This window comes from Streptomyces sp. LN549 (genome assembly GCF_043203805.1).
In the GTDB taxonomy this organism is placed as follows: domain Bacteria; phylum Actinomycetota; class Actinomycetes; order Streptomycetales; family Streptomycetaceae; genus Streptomyces.
In genome coordinates this window covers 8,073,749-8,096,304 of sequence record NZ_JAZHRI010000002.1, presented here as the reverse complement: position 1 = coordinate 8,096,304, position 22,556 = coordinate 8,073,749, and the positions used below count along the sequence as shown (strand labels likewise).

At 71.7% G+C, this 22,556-nt stretch carries 18 protein-coding genes; 3 read left to right on the top strand and 15 right to left on the bottom strand.

The genetic code is table 11. The features are described from left to right. Nucleotides 1-58: 58 nt before the first annotated feature. The gene (locus SH922_RS35975; protein WP_393063787.1) at nucleotides 59-967 is read left to right on the top strand and encodes a chitosanase; all 909 of its coding nucleotides are present in this window, start codon (nucleotides 59-61) and stop codon (nucleotides 965-967) included. Between the two features lie 16 nt (nucleotides 968-983). Here the strand turns inward: SH922_RS35975 and SH922_RS35970 are convergent, their stop codons facing one another. From SH922_RS35970 to SH922_RS35925, 10 genes are all read right to left on the bottom strand, one after another. Continuing rightward, the gene (locus tag SH922_RS35970) at nucleotides 984-2,567 is read right to left on the bottom strand and encodes a GMC family oxidoreductase (RefSeq protein ID WP_393062734.1); all 1,584 of its coding nucleotides are present in this window, start codon (nucleotides 2,565-2,567) and stop codon (nucleotides 984-986) included. Between the two features lie 98 nt (nucleotides 2,568-2,665). Further along, entirely contained in the window at nucleotides 2,666-2,920 is a 255-nt protein-coding gene (locus SH922_RS35965) for a WhiB family transcriptional regulator (protein WP_362541825.1), read from the bottom strand. Between the two features lie 94 nt (nucleotides 2,921-3,014). Further along, the gene (locus tag SH922_RS35960) at nucleotides 3,015-3,815 is read right to left on the bottom strand and encodes a VOC family protein (protein WP_393062733.1); all 801 of its coding nucleotides are present in this window, start codon (nucleotides 3,813-3,815) and stop codon (nucleotides 3,015-3,017) included. A 129-nt stretch (nucleotides 3,816-3,944) separates the two neighbouring features. After that, nucleotides 3,945-5,018 carry an LLM class flavin-dependent oxidoreductase gene (locus tag SH922_RS35955; protein WP_393062732.1) on the bottom strand — a complete coding sequence of 358 codons (1,074 nt, stop codon included), beginning with the start codon at nucleotides 5,016-5,018 and terminating at the stop codon, nucleotides 3,945-3,947. A gap of 4 nt (nucleotides 5,019-5,022) precedes the next feature. Next, nucleotides 5,023-5,910, bottom strand: coding sequence for an ABC transporter substrate-binding protein (locus SH922_RS35950; protein ID WP_393062731.1), 888 nt, complete (start codon nucleotides 5,908-5,910; stop codon nucleotides 5,023-5,025). Next, a complete protein-coding gene (locus tag SH922_RS35945) occupies nucleotides 5,911-6,666 on the bottom strand; it encodes an ABC transporter ATP-binding protein (RefSeq protein ID WP_393062730.1) in 756 nt (251 codons plus the stop codon). Beyond that, nucleotides 6,663-7,547: an ABC transporter permease gene (locus tag SH922_RS35940; RefSeq protein WP_393062729.1), complete on the bottom strand. Its 885-nt coding sequence runs from the start codon at nucleotides 7,545-7,547 to the stop codon at nucleotides 6,663-6,665. Before SH922_RS35940 ends, SH922_RS35945 begins: the two co-directional genes overlap by 4 nt. After that, a complete protein-coding gene (locus SH922_RS35935; protein ID WP_393062728.1) occupies nucleotides 7,544-8,566 on the bottom strand; it encodes an NrtA/SsuA/CpmA family ABC transporter substrate-binding protein in 1,023 nt (340 codons plus the stop codon). The genes SH922_RS35940 and SH922_RS35935 overlap by 4 nt, the downstream gene beginning before the upstream one ends. Then, nucleotides 8,563-9,591 carry an ABC transporter substrate-binding protein gene (locus tag SH922_RS35930; protein ID WP_393062727.1) on the bottom strand — a complete coding sequence of 343 codons (1,029 nt, stop codon included), beginning with the start codon at nucleotides 9,589-9,591 and terminating at the stop codon, nucleotides 8,563-8,565. The genes SH922_RS35935 and SH922_RS35930 overlap by 4 nt, the downstream gene beginning before the upstream one ends. 145 nt (nucleotides 9,592-9,736) lie before the next feature. Further along, entirely contained in the window at nucleotides 9,737-9,847 is a 111-nt protein-coding gene (locus tag SH922_RS35925) for a putative leader peptide (protein ID WP_393062726.1), read from the bottom strand. A 193-nt stretch (nucleotides 9,848-10,040) separates the two neighbouring features. On the opposite strand from SH922_RS35925, the gene SH922_RS35920 reads away from it, so the two are divergent. After that, nucleotides 10,041-10,823, top strand: coding sequence for an IclR family transcriptional regulator (locus SH922_RS35920; RefSeq protein WP_393062725.1), 783 nt, complete (start codon nucleotides 10,041-10,043; stop codon nucleotides 10,821-10,823). Nucleotides 10,824-10,928: 105 nt separating this feature from the next. Continuing rightward, nucleotides 10,929-13,124 carry a DEAD/DEAH box helicase gene (locus tag SH922_RS35915; RefSeq protein ID WP_393062724.1) on the top strand — a complete coding sequence of 732 codons (2,196 nt, stop codon included), beginning with the start codon at nucleotides 10,929-10,931 and terminating at the stop codon, nucleotides 13,122-13,124. Nucleotides 13,125-13,350: 226 nt separating this feature from the next. Here SH922_RS35915 and SH922_RS35910 read toward each other — a convergent pair whose 3' ends face one another. From SH922_RS35910 to SH922_RS35890, 5 genes are all read right to left on the bottom strand, one after another. Next, a complete protein-coding gene (locus SH922_RS35910) occupies nucleotides 13,351-14,316 on the bottom strand; it encodes an ABC transporter ATP-binding protein (RefSeq protein ID WP_393062723.1) in 966 nt (321 codons plus the stop codon). Beyond that, on the bottom strand, nucleotides 14,313-17,021 hold the full coding sequence (locus tag SH922_RS35905) for an FtsX-like permease family protein (protein ID WP_393062722.1): 2,709 nt from the start codon (nucleotides 17,019-17,021) through the stop codon (nucleotides 14,313-14,315). The genes SH922_RS35910 and SH922_RS35905 overlap by 4 nt, the downstream gene beginning before the upstream one ends. A 1-nt stretch (nucleotide 17,022) precedes the next feature. After that, nucleotides 17,023-20,346, bottom strand: coding sequence for an FtsX-like permease family protein (locus SH922_RS35900; protein ID WP_393062721.1), 3,324 nt, complete (start codon nucleotides 20,344-20,346; stop codon nucleotides 17,023-17,025). A 161-nt stretch (nucleotides 20,347-20,507) separates the two neighbouring features. Beyond that, complete coding sequence (locus SH922_RS35895; protein ID WP_393062720.1) at nucleotides 20,508-21,242, bottom strand: ABC transporter ATP-binding protein; 735 nt, start codon at nucleotides 21,240-21,242, stop codon at nucleotides 20,508-20,510. Between the two features lie 243 nt (nucleotides 21,243-21,485). Then, nucleotides 21,486-22,508 carry a multicopper oxidase domain-containing protein gene (locus tag SH922_RS35890; RefSeq protein WP_393062719.1) on the bottom strand — a complete coding sequence of 341 codons (1,023 nt, stop codon included), beginning with the start codon at nucleotides 22,506-22,508 and terminating at the stop codon, nucleotides 21,486-21,488. Nucleotides 22,509-22,556: the final 48 nt, after the last annotated feature.

The window sequence follows — 22,556 nt, the reverse complement described above, 5'->3', positions numbered from 1 at the left end:
GTGCGGGGGCGAGCCCTCCCCCGGGCTGTGCGGACCGTACTCTGTGCCGGTGAAACCTGTGACCCGTCTTGTTCTGTTCGGTGCGCCGATAGCCATCGCCGTTTCCCTGCTCTTCAACAGCGGCGGCGACTCGGAGCTGCCCACGAGCTCCCCCACCGCCGAGACGTCGGTCACCGCGTCCCCGCAGGCGGACCCGTTCGCCGGGGCGGACGACGAGGAACGGCGGAAGCTGAACGCACGCGTCGCCGCGATGCCTCCGGGACTGGCCGCACCGGCGATGCGCGAGGTCGCCTGGAAGCTGCTGGCCAGCGCCGAGGGATCGACCCTGGACTGGCGCAGCCAGTACGGCACGATCGAGGACACCGGCGACGGCACCGGGTACAGCGCCGGAATCGTCGGCTTCTGCTCCGGTACGCACGACATGCTCGCGTTCGTCGAGACGTTCACCGGGGATCATCCGGACAGTCCGCTGACTCCGTTCGTCCCGGCACTGCGCCAGGTCGACGGCTCCGCTTCGCACGAGGGGCTGGACCCCGGCTTCACAGCCGCCTGGAAGAAGTCTGCCGAGGACCCCGCCTTCCGGGCCGCTCAGGACCTGGTCCGGCTGAAGCAGTACTTCGAACCGGCCGTCCATCTGGCGAAACTGGACGGGCTCGGCGCCCTGGGCCAGTACATGTACTTCGACGCCATGGTGCTTCAGGGGCCCGGGTCCGAGTCGGACTCGTTCTACGGCATCCGGAAGGCAGCCGTGGCCGAGGCGGACACGGTCGCGGAGGGCGGCGACGAGAGCGCCTATCTGGACGCCTTCCTGGACGCGGCGCGGACCGTGATGAAGTCGAAGAGGAACCAGCAGGACACCTCACGACTCGACACCGCTCAGCGGGCGTTCCTGGAGGACGGGAACCTGGCCCTGGAACTGCCGCTGACCTGGAAGACGTACGGCGAGACGTTCCACATCCCGTCCTGACCCCGGCGGATACGGCCTACCGCCGCGCGTCCTGTCTGATCAGCTCCGCCGCCTTCTCGGCGATGGCGACCGTCGGGGCGTGGGTGTGCCCGCGGGTGATGCGCGGCATCACGGACGCGTCCACGACCCGGAGGCCGTCCACACCGCGCACCCGGAGCCGTGGATCGGTGACGGAAGCCGGGTCCTCGCCCATCCGGCAGGTGCCGACGGGGTGGTAGAGGGTCTGCGCGCCGATCCGGATCGCCTCCGTGAGCCGGTCGTCGTCGACCGGGCCGGGATAGGGGGCCATCGGTCCCGAGGTGTGCGGGGCCAGCGCATCCGAGGCGAACAGGGATTCGGCGCGGCGGACCCCGGCGATCAGCCGCGGCAGATCCGCCTCGGCGGTCAGATAGCCCGGGTCGATCAGGATTCCGGAGCCGGAACCCGCGGAGTCCGGGTCGAGCGTGATCCGTCCGGCGCTCTCGGGCTGGAGCAGGACCACACCGATCGTGAGTCCGTGCTCGGTCGGCGGGGTGAGGCCGTGATCGACGAACGGGGCCGGGGCGAAGATCAGCTCGATGTCGGGGGCCGCCAGTCCTGGTGCGCTGCGGACGAAGGCGACGGCCTCGGCGATGTTGGAGGTGAGCGGTCCGCGCCTCGCCAGCAGGAAGCGGGCCACGTTGGCCAGGCTGTCGGCACCGGTCAGGGTCACCGGTCGCGGACAGTGCACCGTCACGGCGAAGGACAGATGGTCCTGGAGGTGGCGGCCGACGTCGGAGGACGCGGTGCGTACCTCGACCCCCGCCCGTCGCAGCTCGCCGGGGTCGCCGATTCCTGAGCGCATCAGCAGGTGCGGGGAGCCGATGGCGCCCGCGCTGAGGACGACTTCGCGGCGCGCGGAGAGCGTAGCGCCCTTTCCGGTGACCACACCGACGGCCCGGGTCCCCTCGAAGGCGAGGGCGCTGACGCGGGTGCCGGTGAGGACGTCCAGGTTGGCGCGGCGGGCGGCCGGTTTCAGATAACCGTCGGCGGCGCTCCAGCGGCGGCCGCGGCGCTGGTTGACCGGGGTCATCGCCACACCGCTGTGGTCAGGTGCGTTCAACTCGGCAAGCAGCGGAAGTCCGTCGTCCGTGCACGCGGTCACGAAGTCGCCCGTCAGGGCGGAGGGGGCGCGGGGCGGCGACACGAAGAGCGGGCCCTCGGTTCCGTACACCGTGCCGTGGCCGGTGGGGCCGGTCCACCGCTCGGCCCGCCGGAAGTACGGGACGAAGGCGTCATGGCCCCATTCCGGTCCGGCGGAACCGGCCCAGCCGTCGTAGTCCTCGCGGTGGCCGCGCACCCACATCATGGCGTTGACCGAGGACGATCCGCCGAGTGTGTGGCCGCGCGGCCAGAACAGCTCGCGGCCGCCGAGGGCGGACTGCTTCACGGTGCTGAAGTCCCAGTCGTACGGCGTCTTGAAGAGCTTCGGGAACGCCGCCGGAATCCGGATCTCGGGCTTGCGGTCAGGCCCGCCCGACTCGACGAGGGCCACTCTGACCGTGGGGTCCTCGGACAGCCGTGCGGCCAGCACGCAGCCGGCCGAACCCGCTCCGACGACGATGTAGTCGTACTCGCTCAACTCGGCTTCTCCTCGTGGTCGACGCGGGCTCCGCGACGTTCACGGAGACCCGCAGGCCGATGTACGGAAAGCCGAAGTGTCCCACGGTGAGGGAACGTTCAGGCCTGGTCGCGGTCGACTCTGCGGAGCCGGTCGCGCTCCTTCTCGGAAAGTCCGCCCCATACGCCGAAGCGCTCGTCGTTGTCGAGTGCGTACTCCAGGCAGGCCAGGCGTCCCTCGCAGGCGTTGCAGAGCTGCTTGGCCTCACGGGTGGAGCTGCCGGGGGCGGGGAAGAAGAACTCGGGCCCCGTCTGTGCGCACAGCGCTGTCTCCTGCCAGGCGAGAGCTGGGTCGGTCGCGGTGTTGATCAGCATGGGCCACACAGTGCTCTGTCGCGATAAACGACTGATCAACGATCCATCAACCGGCCGGACGAAGCCCGCGGCGAATCCACGGACCGCCGCACGGTCAGGCGGCGGTCGTCTCCGCACTCTTGATCACGGCGAACGCGGCACCATACGGATCGGCGACATTGGCGAAGGTGCCCACACCTTCCATCTCCAGCGGTTCCAGCGTCAGCTTGCCACCCAGTCGCTCGACCACCGCCACCGTGGCATCGCAGTCGTCGACCTCGATGTACGGCAGCCAGTGGGGCCCCGCGGCGGCCCTGACGGGCACGGCGTCCAGCGGGACGAGCCCGCCGAAGGAGGTCTCCTCACCGCCGCCCGCCGTCCTGATGACGGTGTACGCGCCGCCGCCGTCCGGATAGGGCGTCTGAATCGTCTCCCAGCCGAAGACGGCGTCGTAGAACGCCGCGGCGGCCGGCACGTCCGGGGTGTACAGCTCGGCCCAGCAGAGGCTGCCCCGTTCGTTCACGACGCCGAGCCCCGGATTCTGCTTCGGCTGCCAGACGCCGAAGTACGCCCCGGCCCGGTCGGTGAACCCGCCCATCCGGCCGTACTCCAGGACGTCCATCGGCGTGAACGGCACCGTCCCGCCGGCCTTCTCCACGGCCTGCGCGGTGGCGTCGACGTTCGCCGACTGGAAGTACACCGACCAGGACGGCTTCCCCTGCTCCTCGGTGATCGTCATCGCGCCGCCGACCGTCTTGCCGTTCAGCATGAACATCCCGTAGCCACCGGTCTCGGGGCCTCCGGCCTGGTAGTCCCAGCCGAGAAGAGCGGTGTAGAACGCCTTGGCCCCTTCGAGATCCGGGGTGCCCAGATCCATCCAGTTGGGGGCTCCGTCAACAAAACGGGTGGTGAGCATCGTGCGCTCCTTCGGTGGTCCCGTTCTCGGACAGCAGGAACTCCTGACTCTCCGAGTCTTGCACCGGGCACTGACAACCGCAGTCCGTGCGTTCTCCGGGCGGAAGCCGGCCGGAGAACGCCCTGCTCGTCAGCGTGCGACGCCCAGCGCCGGCAGGACCGTCTCCGCGACCCGGTACGCCTCCTCAAGGAGCGGGTTGCCGGAGAGGATGAAGGTGTCGACGCCCAGGTCCTCGAACTCCTTGAGCCGTTCGACGACCTGCGCGGTCGAGCCCACCACCGCGGTGCCGGGCCCCGGCCGGAACAGGCTCATGCCCGGCCACATGTTGGGGTGGACCTCCAGCTCCCGGGCGTGCGCGGGGACCTTTCCGCCGTGCTGGCGGAACTGTCGCTGCCAGCCCACACCGTCCTCGCCCGCCCGGTCGCCGAGCTGACGGGCGTACGTCGCGTCGCTGGTGACGTCGAGCAGCCGGTCGGCGGCGGCCCACGCCTCTTCCTCCGTGTCCCGGACGATCAGATGCAGCCGCAGTCCGATTCTGAGCGTGCGGCCGTACGCGGCGGCCCTCGCCCGGACCTTCTCCAGCTTCTCCTTCAGCAGATGCGGCGGCTCCCCCCAGGTCAGGAAGACGTCGACGTGCTCGGCCGCCATCTCGATGCCGGGGTCGGACGAGCCGCCGAACCAGAGCGGGATGTGCCCGTCCTGGACCGGCTTCAGATCCCGGAAGGAGGCTCCGGCGTTCCTCAGGTCGTAGAAGCGGCCCTTGTGGTCGAAGACCTCGCCGGCCGTGAGCCGCTTCACGATCGACCAGTACTCCGCGCTCAGCTCGTACCGCTCGTCGTGCTCCACGTGGAGTCCGTACTCCTGGAGCGACTTCGTCGAACCGTTGACCACGTTGAAGCGCAGCCGGCCCCCGAAGAGCGTGTCGAAACTCAGCGCCATCTTGGCGAGCAGCGTCGGCGCGATGAGCCCCGGGTGAACGGCGAGCAGGGGCTTGAACCGGGTGCTGGTCGAGGCCGCCAGCGCACTGCCGAGCGGCCAGACGTCGTACAGGTCGGTGGCGAGGAGCGCGCCGCTGTAGCCGAGCCGTTCGACCGTCCCGGCCAGCTGGGCCAGGTAGCCGAGGTCGACCGGGCGCCGGCCCGCGGGCTCCCAGGGGTAGGCGCCTTCGCGCGGAATGATGTACCAGAGGACTTCGGTCGCCATGTCGTCATACCGCCTTGTCGGCAGCGGTACGGGCGCGGGCGTGGGCCACGGTGACCGGGCGGTCGATGAACCCGGTGCGGTGGAAGATGTCGGCCGCTTCCTGCTGCTCGGCGATGAACGCGTCGGTGACGGGCTCGATCGTCCAGGGCAACGAGGCGAGCGCGGTCTCCCAGTCGTCGGCCGATCCGCCGAGGTCCGCCGCGGCGATCTCGGCCACCTGCCGGGGGTGGGCCGCCGCCCACTCGTCGGCGCGCTTCAGCGCCCGGGTGAGTGCCTCGACCACCTCGGGCCGGGATTCGGCGAGGTCGCGGCGGGTGAAGAAGACGGAACGGTCGCTGATGACGTCGCCGGTACGGACCAGGGTCCGCAGTCCGCCGGTGCGCCGCGCGGCGGCCAGCTCGGCGCCCTGGGCAACCCAGGCGGCGATCTCGCCGGTGCGCAGCAGCTGCTCGCTGTCGGCGTTGCTGCGGACGGCGGTGATGTCGTCGGCGTACGACAGCCCGGCGTCGTCGAGGGCCTTGGCGATCAGATGGGTCTGCCAGGAGCCGATCGCAAGGTGGACGGTCGAGCCCTTGAGGTCGGCGACGGACCGCACGGGGCTGTCCTCGGGGACGAGGAGCGCGCCGTGTTCGGGGCGGGGGGCGGAGACTGCCGTGTAGACGATGTCGTGCCCGGTGGCCTGCGCGGTGACGGGCGGGGTGGAGCCGGTGCCGCCGAAGTCGATGACGCCCCGGGTGAGGAGCTCTCCGGTGCGTACGCCGTTGGTGTACGGGTGGAAGACGACGCTCTCGCCGAGCGGGGCCAGCTCCTCCTGGGCGAAGCCGAGGCGGGAGAGGTGGTACAGGTGGTAGAGGGACGGATTGCTGCTGTGGACACCGATGGTGAGGGTCATTCAGATCACTCCGGCTTCGGTACGGGCGGGGGAAGGGACAGACGGTGCGGGGGCTTCGACGCCGAGGTCGGCGAGCAGGCGTCGGCGCAGGGCCGCGAAGGCGGGGTCGCCGGGGTCGCGCGGCCGTCCGACCTCGACGGTCTCGTCGGTGACGAGCCGGCCGTCACGAAGGACCGCGACCCGGTCGGCCAGCCGCACGGCCTCGTCGACGTCGTGGGTGACCAGCAGAACGGCGGGCCGGTGCCTGCGGCACAGCTCGCCGACCAGGTCCTGCATCTTCAACCGGGTCAGCGCGTCGAGTGCGGCGAACGGCTCGTCCAACAGCAGGAGTTCGGGTTCACGGACCAGGGCGCGGGCGAGTGCGACGCGCTGAGCCTCACCGCCGGAGAGGGTGGCGGGCCAGGCCTCGGCGTGGCCGTCCAGACCTACTTCGGCCAGGGCCCGGAGCCCGTGCGCGGAGCGGCTGCGCGGCAGCGCGACCGTGACGTTGGCGAGAACCTTCTTCGACGGGACGAGCCGGGGTTCCTGGAAGACGATGGTGCGCGCCTCGGGGACGAGCACCTCTCCCCGGTCGGCGCCGTCCAGGGCTCCGAGGATGCGCAGCAGCGTCGTCTTCCCACTGCCACTGGCCCCGAGCAGGGCGACGAACTCACCTCGGGCGATGTCCAGTTGCAGGTCATCGAGGACGGCACGGTCCCCGAAGACGCGGCGCAGCCCTCGCACCCGTACGGCGGGAGTGGATGTCGTCTCGGTCATCGGGTGACTCCCTGCGGGGTGCGCCACGGCATCAGCAGGCGTTCCAGCAGCCGCACGAGGATGTCGGCGGTCAGTCCGAGGAGCCCGTAGACGAGGATGCAGACGGCGAGGATGTCGGTGCGGGCGTAGCTCTGCGCCTGGGACATCAGGTAGCCGATGCCGGCGGTGGCGTTGATCTCCTCGGCGGCGATCAGCGCGATGACGCTGAGCGTCATCGACAGCCGCAGTCCGGCGAGCAGGGACGGCAGGGCGCCGGGCAGGACGACTTCGCGCACGAGGGCGAGGCGCCCCATGCCGAAGCTCCGCATGGCCTCGATGAGTTTCGGGTCGGTGTTGCGGACTCCGCTCGATGTCGACACGTACATCGGGAAGGTGGTGGCGACGGCGATGAGGAGGATCTTCGCCGTCTCGTTGATCCCGAACCAGACCATGAACAGCGGTACCAGCGAGAGGAAGGGGATGGTGCGCAGGGTCTGGAGCGAGGAGTCGAGGAGTTCGTCGCCGAGGCGGGTGAATCCGGTGGTGATGCCGAGGGTCAGTCCGGCGGCGAGTCCGATCAGGAGGCCGAGTCCGGAGCGGGTGAGGGAGGTGGTGAGGGCGTCGGGCAGCTGCCCGTTGCCCCACAACTCCCCTACGGCCCTGACCACTTCGCCGGGCGATGCCAGGACGTCAGGCGTGAGGAGTCCGGTGGCGGATGCCACCCACCACAGGGCGAGGAGCAGGGCAGGGCCGATGGTGCGGACGGCGAGCGCGTAGCCCCGGCTGCGGGCCCTGCGGAGCTGGGGGCGCGGCCGGACGAGTCCGGTGGGCGGGGCCGTGGTGTCGCCGGCGTCGGGCGTCCTCCGGACGAGCCCGGGGGACGCTGCGGCGGTGTCGCTCATGTCAGCTTCCCGACGTCGAGCAGGTGGGCGGCGACATCGACCTGGGTCCTGGTGACCTTCTGCTCGGCATAGAACGCGGCAACGGCCTTGAAGCGCTCGATGTCCTCGGGGCCGATGGGGTCGACGGTGCCGCCCTCCGCCGTGAACTCCGTCTGGACCTCCTTGGCCTTTCCGGTCACGGCGGTCGGTCCGACGTCCGTGAAGACGTTGAGGTAGGCGGCCGGATTCTGCTTCTCCTTGGCGCTGGCCTCGTGGAGGTACCGGTAGAGGGCCTGCACCACCTTCGGGTGCTGCTCGGCGAACTCTGTCCGTACGGCGTTGAGGCTGTAGTTGTCGGAGCCGATCGCCGCGCCGTCGGCGACGAAGTGCGCCTTGCCGCTGCCGATCTCCGCGACGGCGTAGGTGGCCCAGACGGCCCAGGCGTCGACCTTGCCGGCGTTGAAGACCGCTGCGGTCTGGTCGGGCCGCAGATAGACCCGGGTGACCTCGTCCGCCGGGATACCGGCCTTGGCGAGGGCCTTGAGCAGCAGGTACTCACCCGTGCCGCCCTGGTTGACGGCCACCTTCTTCCCGACCAGATCAGCCACCGATCCGATGCCCGAGCCGTTCCTGACGAGGATGCCCTCCCCCGCGGCGTCCGGGTCGACGGCGGTGAAGAACTTGAAGCCGGGCCGCTGGGCGAGGGAGGTGATGCCCGAGGTGATGGATCCCGTGGCGATGTCCAGCTGGTCCGCATTCATCGCCTGGGCGGCCGGGGCGAACGGGCCGGCGCTGCCGGTCCACTCCACCTTGGCGCCCGCCTTGGACAGGGCCTTGTCGAGGCTGCCGTCCTTCTTGCCGAGGGCGAGCACCCCGGAGTTGCCGGGGTCGGGGATGCGGACGGTCACGGTTGCCTTGCTGCCGGAGCCCTTCGCCGCGCTGTCGGCCTCGGATGTGCCGCAGGCGGTGAGGGCGACGAGCGCGGAGGCCGTGAGGAGCGCCGGAACGGCTGTGGTGCGCAGTGGCCGGGTGAGATTCATGATGAGGGTTCCTCTGGGCTCAGGGGTGCGGAGGTGCGGCGTACCAGTGCGGCTGCGCGGCGCAGCGGCTCGGGGTCGGCCCAGGCCGCGACGTCGACGGGCTCGGGCAGGAAGCCGTGGGCGCGCAGCCCGGCCTCCTGCGCGGCGAGCAGGCCGAGGCGTTCGGCGGACAGGTCGGGGTGCAGGGTCAGGTGGGTGCCGGGCCGGTAGGCGCCGGCGACTCCGTCGGCGCCCGCCCCGGTCTCGGTGCCGAGAATGCGGGCGACCTCGTCGGGCTGTCCCGCGGCCCAGTCGGCCGCCCTCAGCAGGACGGCGAGGAAGCGGTCGACGAGCCCGGGGTGCTCGTCGAGGAGCTGCTGATGGACGGTGATGGGGCGCGGTGTGCCGTTGTTGACGCGGAAGCGGCGGTCAGGCAGGTCGTCGAGTTCGACCGCCACTTCGGCGCCGGCGCGGCGGGCCGCCTCGACGGCCAGTGCGCCCTTCACGTACACCGCGTCGACGTCACCGCGCCGCAGCGCCGCCAGTTCGGCCGCCCACTGGCCCTCGTGCCCGTCGGCGGGTACGTCGACGAGCGAGGCGTCCTCCAGCGCGAGTCCGACGGAGGCGAGCGCCCCCTCGAAGCCGCGCAGGGCCATGGCACGCCAGAAGTCGATGGCGATGTCGTGCTTCGGCACGGCGAGCCGCAGCCCGCGCAGCGCGCCGGCACCTCGGATGCCGGAGCCGGGCGCGACGAGGACGGTCTGCCGCTCCTCGATCCAGGTGAGACCGATCAGCCGGGTGCGCTCGCCCCGTGAACGGGCCCACAGGGCGGGGACGTTGCCGCCCTCCCGGAAGAGGCCGGGCAGGGCGTGGGTGTAGTGCGCGGCGCGGTCGGCGTCCGGGGAGGCGTCCTGGAGGGAACGTACGGAGATGCCGTCGGCGGCGAACTCGTCGGTGAGCCACTGCCGGTCGGCGGCGATGCCGGTGGCGGTGGGTACGGGACAGCGGGTGAACCAGAGGGTCCGGGGCAGGACGGCAGGCGTCATGGAGTCTTCCCGAGGATCGGCGAGGCAGGGGGAACCGGCGGGCGCGGCACGTACGTCCCGGGTCAGGGCGGCGCGTACGGCAGGGGCCCGTGGCGCGTCGGTGCGACGCGTCAGGTGTAAGAGGAAGCGGGAAGTGCGGGGAGGGTCAGCGACAGGCGGCGCTGGACACGCGGGCCAGGTCGATGTGACGGCGCAGCGTGAGGGCGAGCTGGACCGGAGCGGCGTGGGCGGGGGTCGCGGTTCGGCGGCCGGCCATGGCACTGCTCCCTTCAGCTCGTCGTTGGTGACGGCTGCAGCCTGCCACGGGGCGACGCCCGCCCACAACTCGCTTCCCATGATGTGGGATTGCGTATGAACGCAGTGTTTCACCAGGTGGTTTCCACCCGGTGGCACTCCCGCAATGTGGCAACGTCGGACCCCGCATCCCCACGAGCGGAGAGTGAACCCACATGACCCAGGCCGCCGCAGTACGCGCTCCCGCCGGGGCCCAGGCGGTACAGCGCGCCCTGGACGTCCTGCACTGTTTCCACGACAACGGCCCCGACCTGAGCGCCTCCGATCTCGCCCGCCGCCTGACCCTGTCGGTCTCCACGGCCCACCGGCTGGCCCGCACCCTGCTCGGCGCCGGATTCCTCGAACAGGACGCCCGGACGTCCCGCTACCGGCTCGGCCCGGCCGTGACCGAACTGGGCAGGCTCTCCTACCATCAGCGCGGTCTGCATCTGGCCGCCCCCGAGCTGGCCGATCTCGCCGATCGCACGGGCGCCACCGCAGACCTGGCCCTGCGCAGCGGACCGCACGCGGTGATCGTCGCAGGTGGTTCGGTGACCCCCAAGGTGGGTCTGCGCCGGCCGCTGCACTCCACCGCGCTGGGCAAGGTGCTGCTGGCCTGGGCGAGGCCCGGCGAGGGCGGACCCTCCTCGCTGCCGCCGCTGCCCGCCTTCACCGACCGGACGATCGTCGAACCGGCGGCCCTGGAGGCGGAGCTGGCACGGGTGCGGTCCGCCGCCTACGCCGTCAACGACGGCGAGTCGGCCCACGGGGTACGGACCCTGGCGGTGCCGGTGCTGGACGGCGCCGGGTACGCCCGTTTCGCCCTGGCGGTACGGGCCACCCCGTCCGTCATCACCGAGGCCCGCACCGAGGGGTTCCTGGCGCAGGCGCGCTCCTGCGCACGGGCTCTGGAGGTGCTCCTGCTGTCACCGGCGGAGCGGCGGCCGCCCGCCCCCTGAGCCCTCCGCCGGAACCGGCTGTCGGTCCCGCATGGGACGATATGAGTCGCTCCGGGCGGATGCGGGGCGGAGCGACGGCAAGGCTGCGGGGACAGAAGGACATACATGACTGAGGCCGGGTCCACGGAGGGCGGGGCGCCGACCGGGCGGGCGGCCCGGGAGCTTCTCGCGCGGGCCGACGGGCTGCTGGACGCCGCGCGCGGGGTCCTGGCGGACCACACCCGCGCCGTCACCGCCGTCCGCACCGCCCTGGACCCGCTGCTCGACTCCCTCGTACGCAAGGATCTGTCGTCCATCCCCGTGTCCCGGCTGAAGGACGTCACCGAGGGACGGCTTCGCCTCGCCGCGGTCGAGCAGGCCGGGTTCACGACGGTGGGGCAGGTGTACGGGGCCAGCCGCTACGAGCTCCGCCAGATCCCCGGCGTCGGCGCGCAGACGGCCGACCAGACCCTGGCGGCGGCGGGCCAGATCGCGCATGCGGTGCGGGACACGGTCGCCCTGCGGATAGATGTGGACACCCCCGACGACGCCACGACCGCCCTGGTCACCGCGTTGTACCGGCTGGTCGAGGCCGGGCCGGACGTGCGGCGGGCCGTGGACGGGGCCCGCCGCCTGACCGGCCGCCTGGAGCCGCTGCTGGCCGTCGCCGGGCCGGCCCGGGGGCGGCTGCGGATGGTCTTCACCCGGCGGCAGGTCCGGGCGCGGGCGCTGGCGGCGGTCGCCTCCGTGCGGGCGGCCGTCGCCGACGCGGTGGAGCGCGAACTCCCTCTGCTGTTCGGCCAGGTGTCGGTCGATCTGCTGCGGGACCCGGAGTCCGACATCGCGGCCTGGGTCGACTTCGAGCTGCGCTCCGCGGAGTACTACAGCCTGCTGGCGGAGATGTCCGGTACCGGCCCGGACCGGGACGCGGCCGAGGGGTTCCTGCCGTCCGGGATCGCCGACCGGGTGCGCGGCCTGCGGCTGGACGACGCCCGGCTGCGGGTCTCGCTGCGCGGCTACCAGTCGTTCGGCGCCCGCTTCGCGCTCGCGCAGAAGCGGGTGATCCTCGGTGACGAGATGGGGCTCGGCAAGACGGTGCAGGCCATTGCCGCGCTGGCCCATCTCGCGGCGCGCGGGGAGACGCACTTCCTGGTGGTGTGCCCCGCGAGTGTGCTGATCAACTGGACGCGGGAGGTCCGCTCCCGCTCCACGCTGCGCGCCCTGCCGGTGCACGGTCCGGAGCGGCAGGAGGCGTTCGCCGAGTGGCGCGAGAGCGGCGGGGTCGCGCTGACGACCTTCGACGCCCTGCACACCCTCCCTCTCGCCGGCGACAGCGGTGTGCGGCCCGGCATGCTCGTCGTCGACGAGGCCCACTACGTCAAGAATCCGGCCACCCGTCGCTCCCGCGCGGTTTCCGGCTGGTCGGAAGCGACCGAGCACGTGCTCTTCCTGACCGGCACCCCGATGGAGAACCGGGTGGAGGAGTTCCGCAGCCTCGTCCGCCATCTCCAGCCCGAACTGGGCCCGTCGGTCAACACCACGCACGGCGCCGCCGGTTCGCAGGCGTTCCGCCGGGCAGTCGCCCCCGCCTATCTGCGCCGCAACCAGCAGGACGTGCTCAGCGAACTCCCCACGCTCGTGCAGGTCGACGAGTGGGAGGAGTTCAGCGCGGCCGATCAGCGTGCCTACCACGAGGCGGTGTCCGCCGGGCACTTCATGCGGATGCGCCGGGCCGCCTACGCCCACCCGGCTTCGTCCGCCAAGCTGAACCGGCTGCGCGAGCTGGCCGCGGAGGCCGCGGGCAACGGCTTGAAGGTCGTCGTGTTCTCCTACTTCCGCGAAGTGCTGGAAACGGTCCACCACGCCCTGGGGGATGACGTGTTCGGCCCGCTGTCCGGAAGTGTGCCGGCCGCCCGGCGTCAGCAGCTGATCGACGACTTCTCCGCGGCGGACGGCCACGCGGTGCTGCTCAGCCAGATCCAGGCGGGCGGGGTCGGGCTGAACATGCAGGCCGCGTCGGTCGTCATCCTCTGCGAGCCGCAGATCAAGCCGACGATGGAGCACCAGGCCGTCGCCCGCGCACACCGGATGGGCCAGATACGGACGGTGCAGGTGCACCGGCTTCTCGCGCCGGACAGCGTCGACCAGCGGATGCTGGACATCCTGGCCCGCAAGGAGCGGCTTTTCGACACGTACGCACGGCGCAGCGACGTCGCCGAGACGACGCCGGACGCCGTGGACGTGTCGGACGGGTCGCTTGCCCGCCGTATCGTCGAGGAGGAACAGCAGCGCCTCGCCGCGGTGGCGGACGCGGCCGGCTGAGGGCCGTCCCGTGATCCCTGGTGGATCGGCGCGGCGTCGGATGCGGTGTGTCGCACGGCAGGAACGAGTCATGGAGACGGGGCCCCCTGCTCGAGCGCGGCCGAGAGCTCGGGGAACATGCCGACCGACGACAACGCCCCGAGGTGCGGTGCCGGACCCCGCGAGCCCGGTCTGATCCGAACGAGGGTCCCCAAGGGCTGTCCCGCAATTCCTGGCGGGACAGCCCTTAGTGCCCGGCCGTGTCGTCGGGCCAGATGCCTATGTGATCGGCTTCCAGCTCCAGCATCACCCGGTCACGCATGCCCAGGGCTTCGGTGTGATCGGCGGGCAGCTGAAGGCGACCCGCGCGGTCCAGCATCGCGTACTCCCTGGCCACCACCGATTCCTGGCCCGTCGTCGCGTCGACCTCCGTGCGCCGCAGGGTCTCCGTGGAGGTGCGGCCGTCGCGAATGGCCACCGTGCGGCTGACCTCGGAGGCCACCGACTGGTCGTGGGTGACGATCAGGATCGTCGTGCCGAGCTCCTGGTTCGCCATGCGCAGCGCGACGAAGACCTGCTCGGCCGTCCGGGAGTCGAGCTCTCCCGTCGGCTCGTCGGCGAGCAGCACCGACGGTTCGTTCGCCAGTGCCACCGCGATGGAGACGCGTTGCTGCTGGCCACCGGACATCTGGTGCGGACGGCGGTCGCGGCAGTCGGCCACCTCCAGCAGGGAGAGCAGCGATTCGGCGCGTGCGGCCCGTTCGGCCTTCTTCCGCGTACGGCCGGCCAGCTGCATCGGCAACGTCACGTTCTGCACGGCGCTCAGATACGGCAGGAGGTTGCGTGCCGTCTGCTGCCAGACGAAGCCCACCACCTCGCGCCGGTAGCGCAGCCGGTCCTTCGCGCTCATGGTCAGCAGATCGCACCCGGCCACCTTCGCGGCGCCCGCCGTGGGCTCGTCCAGACCCGCCAGGACGTTCATCAGCGTCGACTTGCCGCTGCCGGACGCTCCGACCAGGGCTATCAGCTCACCCTCGCGGACCAGCAGGTCGAGCCCTTGCAGCGCCTGCACCTCGACTCCGTCCGTGGAGAAGATGCGGACCAGCCGGTCGCAGGTGATCAGCGCGTCGTGGCCGTACTCGGGCCGGTCGCGCCGGGCCGCCGCCCGGCGCTCCAGCTCGCCGAGGGTGATGCCTGTGGAGGCCTCGGTCATCGCGTGTCTCCTACCCTGAGTTCGGTCGTTGTCGTACGCCGGGTGATCAGCCAGGCCTGCGCGGCGGCCACCGCCGACGCGATCGCCACCACGCCGAGCGCGGGCAGCAGCAGACTCACCGGATCGGCGCGCAGCCGTACCTGGCCGAGCGACGCCGCCTGATCGGCCAGGGCGAGCCGGCCGAGATCGATTCCAGGAGCCAGCAGGAGGATCGCCACCCAGCCGACCAGCGCACCACCCGCGGCAGTCAGCAGAGTCTGCGGCAGGTTCTCCAGAATCAGCAGACGGCGCCCCTGCCGGCGGGTCATGCCCATGGTGCGCAGCCGGCCATGCAGCGCGGTCCGCTCGGCGGAGGTCTGGAGCAGGGAGAGCACCAGCGCGAGTACTGCGTACCCGACTCCCGCCGCCGCGGCCACCGCGTAGATCCGTTCGGCACCGCTCTGCACGGGCGACGTCGTGAACCTGTCCCGTTCGGCGGAACGCAGCTTCACGATGGCCGAGCCCGCGGCGCGGGCCGCCGGCTCGAGGTCGGCGCCGGCTACGGAGGGGCCGGATATCAGCAGTGTGGAGGCAAGGTGCCTGCCCGGCAGACCTGCTGCGTCGACCACCAGGAAATCGCCGTCGGAGACTGCGGGCGTGGTGCTGAGCACCTTGTCCACGCGGACCGAGAACGGGCCGTCCGCCGGGCCGATCTCCGTCGCCCGGCCGCGCAGCCGCTCGGCGACGGCGGGGGAGGCGAGCGCGGGCAGCACTCCGGAGGACTTCCGCAGTTCGGCGGCCCGGAACGGACCGAGGCCGGTGCGGCCGGCGAGACGCGCGTACGAATCGGGGGCGACGGCGAGCAGCGTGACGCGGTCGAGCCGGCCGTCCCGCAGGTCCAGGTCGAAGTCCCGGTAGACGGGCGCGACATCGTTCACCCCGGCCATGTTCCGTACCGTCCCGGCCAGCTTGTCCGGCAGCCCCTGGTCCGCATCGATCCGGGCATCGGCGCCGATCGCTGCCAGGGACGCCCGGTCCCGGGCATCGGCGACACCGGAGAGTACCGAGCCGCCGAACGCCACCGTCGTCAGGGCCACGAGCAACGCCAGCAGCGGAAGCACGGTGGCGGAGGAGCGGCCCGCACGGGCGAGTGAAAGAAAGCCGACCGCACCGCGCCGTCGCGCCACCGGCAGCGCCGCGAGCCGCAGGGGCAGCGGATACAGCCGTACGAGAAGCAGCGCGGCGATCACACCGAGCAGTACCGGGGCGGCGCTGATCAGTGCGTCCGCGTCGCCGTCCGAGGTGCCCCGGCGCCGCAGTGCGGTGACAGCTGCCACGGTCAGCACCAGCAGCGTCAGTTCCGCCACGGTCCGGCGGCGCGACGGTCTGGCCCGTACGAGATCGTTCCGGTCACCGTGCAGACGCGGCCGCCGGTGCAGGAACGCCGCTCTCAGGGGCAGCGTGGCGCAGGCGAACAGCGCGACCGCGGCCGATGCGAGCAGCGCCGGCGGCGTCCGGCCCCCGGGAACGACGACGAGCGCGAGCGCGCAGCCGAGTGCCGCGCCGGCCAGCACGGGAACGGCGACCTCGGCGAGCAGTCGTCCCGCGATCCCGCGGACCGAACCGCCCCGCGAGCGGAGCAGCGACAGCTCGTGGTGCCTGCGCGAGGCGGCCAGGCCGCCGGTCATCAGCAGGACGACGCCCGCGACGCTGCCGACGCCGAAGGCTGCGACGGCGACCACCGGGTTGATGGCGGCGCGGATGCCGTCGAACTCGATGAGGACGTCGTCCAGGCCGGTGCTGGTCTCCAGCTGCGGCGCGACCTCGGTGCGCAGCGCGCTCAGCAGCGGGCCTTGTTCGAGGGAGGCGATCGTCTGTGTGATCCGGGACAGGTCAGCGACGTCCATCCCGGCCGGGTCGGGAGCGACACGCCAGTAGGCCTCGCCGCCCATGGACAGCAGGACGGGTGCCGCTTCGGGGGCCAGCAGCAGTGCGCCGTGCCAGTACGGCAGAGGGGGCTGATCCGGCGTGTGGAGGTACGTCGGCGTGCGCAGCACGGGTTCGACGGACCAGTAGCTCTGCTGCGGCCGCAGCGGTTCGACGATGCCGGTGACGCGCACGGCGAGGGGCGCACCGTTGGCCCGCGGCACATGGATGGTCGAGCCGACCTTGATGCGCAGCGCCCTGGCAGTGGCGGAGGTGACCGCCGCCTCGACGGTTTCGGTGGCCGGGTTGACGGACCCCGCGGTCGCCCTGGGCAGCCGTCCCGAGGCCGGCTTGGAGTGCTCGGCGACCGCGGTCTGGGCGGAGAGGGTGAATACCGGCCATCCGCCGTTCAGCTCGGGCAGCCACGTGTCGGTGGCTGCCACGGGCTTGCGGGTGCGTGCTCCGTAGGCGGACTGGCCGGTGTCGACTCGCAGGGACTTCGGCAGGGCGGCCAGGATCTGCTGGTAGTTCTCGGTCAGCCGACGGGCCTCTAGCGCATCGAAGATCTTTTCCGGTTCACCGTCCACGTCCTGCCACGGATCGCTGCTCAGCTGGATGACGCTTCCATCCGGCGAGGTGACGCTCACCTCGTGGCGCAGGCCCCGGCTCTCGTACGCGGCCACCGCGCCCGGGAACGCCGCGGCGAGGAACGAGGTGACCAGGACGAGGAGAAGCAGGGCGGCGGCGGACCCCGGTGCCGTACGCAGCCGGGTGCGGACCCAGGGGGCAGTGGCCTTCATATCACTCGCCTCCCTGGACACGCATCGCCGCGGCGGTATCGCCCCGACGCATCGCCAGCGCCGCCACGATGAACACGGGTGCGGCGGCGACTCCCGCGACCAGCAGCGCCACGCGCCCGAGCGGCAGTTCCACCAGCACACCCGGAGCAGGCTGTGTGGCCTGTCCGGTGAGCACGATCAGCGGTACGACGGCACGGGTGAGCACCGCGCCGAGGGCCAGCCCGATCAGCAGCCCGAGCCCGATCAGCAGTGACTGTTCGACGGCGAGCAGCCGGGCCAGTTGGCGCCGCGGTGCGCCGAGCGCCCGCAGTACCGCGAACTCCGCCGATCGTTCCCGCAGCGTTCCCACCGCGCCCACCGCGAAGCCGACCGCGGCCAGCGCCGCGGCGACGAGAGCCACCGCGAGCAGGGCCGACTGCGGGCCCGCGCCGAGCGGATCGTCGTGCAGGTCCTCGGCGATCTCGTCACGCACCTGGATCTGGGTCGGGTCGATCTCGGCCCTGTCGCGCAGGGCCGCCGCGACCTGCGGCGCCGCCCCGCGCTCGGGGAACAGCCACCACTCGGTGGGCGGGAACGCCGCGTCGGGACGGGTGGCGAGCACCCGGTTGACGGCTCGCAGATCGATCAGCAGCGCGCCGCCGTCGGTCGCGGGTGTGGCGGCCGGTTCGAGGGCGCCCGCACCGGGTCCGGTGGTCGGAACACCGCGGAGAGCGCCCACGATCTTCACCTTCACGGGGCCTTGGGGCATCGGGATGTCGATCACTGATCCGGCCTTCGCACCACTGGACTCGAGGAAACGGTCGGTGGCGAGTGCGGCCGGCAGGGCCGGTTCTCCGCGCTTGGCCGTGACCCGGACGGTGACCGTGCGCTTCGGGCCCCATTGGTCCTCGAACACCACTCTGCCCGTGTGGTAGGAGACGTCGAGTGGGGTCCGGGGCGACGAGCCCACGGCGGTGATCACGGGGCCGCGCTCGTTCCTGGACGAGTCGGGCTCGACGCTCACCGTGGCCTTGGCCCTCCACGCCAGTTCCTTCGGCACGGTGACCCCGCGGGTGGCGCCGTCCGCGGTGACCGAGCGCATCCCGCCGATCGTGAGCCGCTTGGCGGCGATCCGGTCCGGATAACCCGCCTCGTCGAACTCCACCCCGGTCAGCGCCAGCGGACCCGCCGGCCTTCCCGCCGGGGCGTCTGCCGCCTTGGCGAGGTCGACGGTCATCGGGTGCGGCTTGCCGTCCGGCGCGAGTGTGTCCGACTGCAGCCGGTAGGGCACTCCGAAGCGGTCCTCGAAGGTGAGAGTGATGGTCGTGCCCTCTCTCGCGTGCGGGCCGTCCTCGGCGGCGCTCAGGGTGACGTCGAGGACGAGGCGCACCGTGTCATCGGGCAGCAGCACACCCGTGCGTGCGGTCTTCCCCGGGCGCAGGGACCTCAGCAGCTTGCCCGGGTCGGTGTCGGCCAGGTCGTCCCGCAGCCGTAGTTCCGTGCCCGCGAGCCCGGTGTCGAGCGCGAGTACGGTGGCCTGGCGTCCGCCCGAGAGACTGAGACCGGTACGGGCGGCCGGCACGGCTGCCCGTACGCCCGGCATCCCGTCGTACACACCGCCCTGGCCGAACCGGGAGGTGCCGCTGCCCAGTACGCGTACCGGGGCGCCGGCCCGGAAGTCCGCCTGGTCGTCCTGCGAGCGGTCCCAGGATGCGCCCTGGCCGATCGCCAGCATGCCCATCGCGACAGCGAGCACCAGCAGCAGCACCGGTCCCGCGCCGCGCAGCGGTCTGCGGCTGATCTGCCAGCCCGCCAGCGGGACGGTCAGGCCCCGGCCCGCTGTCGCCCGCCGCTCGGCGAGCTTCGCCGTCGGCGGCAGCAGCCGCAGGGTGAGGACGGTCCCGGCCAGCAGCGCCAGTGCCGGCGCCACGACGAGCAGCGGGTCGATGCCCAACTCGCCCTCGCGGTCACCGCTGAGGGCGCCGCCACCCGAGGTGCTCCGGTCCAGCTGCCAGAACGCGACGGCGGCGACGGCCACGAGCGCGATGTCCGCGCCCGTGCGCAGCGGGGCGGGCAGCGTGCGGCCGCGCCCGCGTGCCGCCACTGCCGCGGTGAGCGCCGGGGCCACCACGGCCGCGGCACAGGCCAGCGCCGCCACCACGCCGACCAGCCAGACCTCCGCGGTCGGACCGGTGTCGACGCGCAGCCCGATCCTGGCCAGCAGCCCCTGGCCTGCGAGCAGCCGGGTGAGCGGACCTGCGAGCAGCGGCGCGAGAGCGGCGGCGGGCAGCGCGAGCAGCAGTGCCTCCAGGGCGGAGAGCGCGGCGAGACGGCCGCGCGAGGCGCCACGGGCCAGCAGCACCTGGGTTTCGCCCGCGCGTTCCGTGCTCAGCAGCCGGGCCACCAGCAGCAGCGTGTACGCGGCGAGCAGCACCAGCTGCAACGAGATGATCAGCAGGGTCGCCCTGGACACGAGCAGCGCCCGCTCCAATGAGCCGAGAACGTCGGGCAGCGAGGTACGCGTGGTGACGCCGCTCTCCAGCCCCGGCCGGGCGGCGACGAGCTTCTGGCTGTTCTTCGCGGCCGTACGCAGGGAGTCGATCCGGTCGGCGCCCAAGGTGGTGAAGTCTGCCGTGGCCAGCCAGGACACGCCACCGTGTGTGATCCGGCCGGACCCGAAGGCCGCGGCGTCGGTCAGCATCGGCCCGTACGTCAGGAACGAGTCCCTGTGCACACCGCGCCCGCCCAGCTCGTCCAGCTGCCAGTACGGATCGTTCCGGTCGACGGGACGGTAGACGCCGGTGACGCGTATGCGCACCGCGGGACCACCGAGCCGGTCGGCGAGGGTCAGTACCCGCGGCCCCGGCAACAGTTTCAGCTGCGTCGCGGCGACCTCGGGCACGGCGACGCCGATCACGTCGCCCTGCCCCGCCGACGGCCAGGCGCCCTTCGACAGGCGGACCCGCGAGCGGTCCGCCAGGGCGAACGTGGTGAGGTCGGGCTCGCCCTCGCGGGCGGCCGGCGGCTGCAGACCCCGTGGCAGCGCGTACGGCCCCGAGCGGTGGAACTCCCGCAGGGTCACCGGGAGCCCGTCGAAGGACTGCCGGGCCCCGCTCCGGACCTGTACGGCCTCGGCACGGTCCGCCTCGGGACTCTCCGCCTTGATGATCAGCGAGGCGGCGGCCGCGTCCCTGGTCTGCAGGGCGTGACGCAGCCCGGCGTCCCCGACCGAACCCGAGAACGCGGCGAGGGTGGCCAGAACGGCGGTGGTCAGCAGGACGGCCAGCAGCGCCGCCGTGACCAGCAACCGGTGTGCGCGGACGCGCAGAAACACAAATCCCGTCACCGGTCTCCCCCGAAACGCCTTGCACACATCCCCCGAAAATTCTTTCGAAGGGAATGTTTACAGAGACAGCGCCCGGAGAACACCGCCCTCACTCACGACTTGATCGAATTGTGACCGGATTTCGGTGCATGAACACCGGAATGCGGCGCTCCAGCCGTGGGTCAGACGTGCTCGACGATGTGGCCGTCGTTGAGTTCGAGCACCCGGTCGGCCAGGCCCAGCAGCTGGGCGTCGTGCGTGGCGACCAGCGCCGTCACGCCCTCGGCCCGCACCACGGCACGCAGCAGCTCCATCACCGCCAGCCCGGTCTCCGCGTCCAGCTGGCCCGTCGGTTCGTCGGCGATCAGCAGGGCGGGCCGGTTGGCGAGTGCGCGGGCGATGGCGACACGTTGCTGCTGGCCACCGGAGAGCTCACCGGGCCGCTGCTCCGCGTGTTCGGCGAGTCCGACCAGCGCGAGGAGCAGCCCGACCCTCTCGTCGCGCTCCTTCGGATCGGTTCTGCGCAGGCGCATCGGCACACCGACGTTCTCGGCGGCCGTCAGGATCGGGATCAGACCGAAGGACTGGAAGATGAAGCCGATCCGGTCGCGGCGCAGCTCCAGCAGGCCGTCCTCACCGAGGTCCGCCAGATCGGTGCCGCCCACGGTGACGCGGCCCTCGTCGGGGGAGTCGAACCCGCCGACCAGGTTGAGGAGTGTCGTCTTGCCGGAGCCCGATCTGCCCTTGAGTGCGACCAGCTCACCGTGCGCCACATCGAAGGAGACGCCGCGCAGGGCGTGGACGGCGGCCGCCCCGGAGCCGTAGGAACGATGCAGGTTCTCCACCCGCACCATGGGTTCCCCGTCGCTGCCCGCTGCGAAGGTGGTGCCGGCGTGCGCGCTGATGCTCTCTGTCATGAAAAGTCCCCCGTACGGAATCGGTCCGGCCAGTATGTTCGGGGGCGTGCGTCCGGGCAACGGCCGATGGCCGGGAGCCCTGCGGCCCGAGCAGACCCGTTCGACCAGCCTCGTTCCGAAAACGGTCAGTCGGGCATTTCGGTGGGACATGAAGACCTCCGGTGTGGTGCAGCCCTGGACAACCGCACCACACCGGATGTCCTCGCCACGATCGAGCGCGGCGAGTGTCAGCATCGCTCGTGATCAATGCACCTGGTGGCCCTCGTGCGCCGACGCCTTCTCGGAGGGGTTCGCCTCCGGCGATGACCCCATGACGTGTCCCTCGTGCCCCGGCACCGTCCCGTCCGCCTTGGCGACCAGCAGCATTCCGGCCATACCCATGTCGGAGTGGCTCTGGACGTGGCAGTGGTACATCCAGGCACCCGCGCCCACGTGTTCGCCCGCGATGACCTGGAATCCGAAGGAGTCCGCAGGCCCGACGATCTTCGTGTCGATGACCCGGCTCGGGTCGTCGGGTCCGGTCAGCAGTCCCGTACGGTTGTCCGCCCAGCGGTGACCGTGGATGTGGAACGTGTGGTAGTACTCGCCGTGCGTGATCATGACGACTTCGAGCCGGTCTCCCACCGTCGCCTCGAAGTTGGGGCTCTTGTCGGCAGGTTTGTTGTTGATCGTCATGTCATTGAAGACGATCGTGATCGTCTTGTCGGGCAGGATGTCACCCTTGCGCCGCACGACCACCGGCCCGTACAGCCCCTTGCGGATACCGCCCGTGCCGTGGTCCGTTCCGACGACGTGGTCGTGGTAGTGCCAGTAACCCGCGCTGCCCGGCTGCCAGGTGCCGTCGTTGCGCCGGCCCGGGGCGTGGGTGCGCCAGGTGTACGTGCGGGTCTCCCCCGGTTCGACGATGCTCTTGTTCATCCGGGTGCCGTCGCTCGCGATGTCGTAGTCGACGCCGTGCGCATGGAGGCTGGCCGCCACGTCCATCGTGTTCTCGAACTCGATGTGCAGGGTGTCGCCCTCGTTGATCTCGATCAGCGGCCCGGGAATCGACGCCTTGCCCTTCTCGAACCCGTACCCCATCGAGCCGTCCGCCAACTTCTCCGCGTACAGCTTGAGATGGCGCACCACCCCTCCCGCGGGCGCCGTCGGGGGCGGGTTCTCCGCGGAGGTTGCCTCGATCGTGCCGAGGGACAACGATGTCACGCCGGTCGCCGCCGCCACCCCGCCGCCCATCAGAACCCGCCGGTTGAAGCTCCTTCGGTCCATGTCGAACTCCCCACTATGGGATGGATGTTGCGGAGATCGGGCCATACC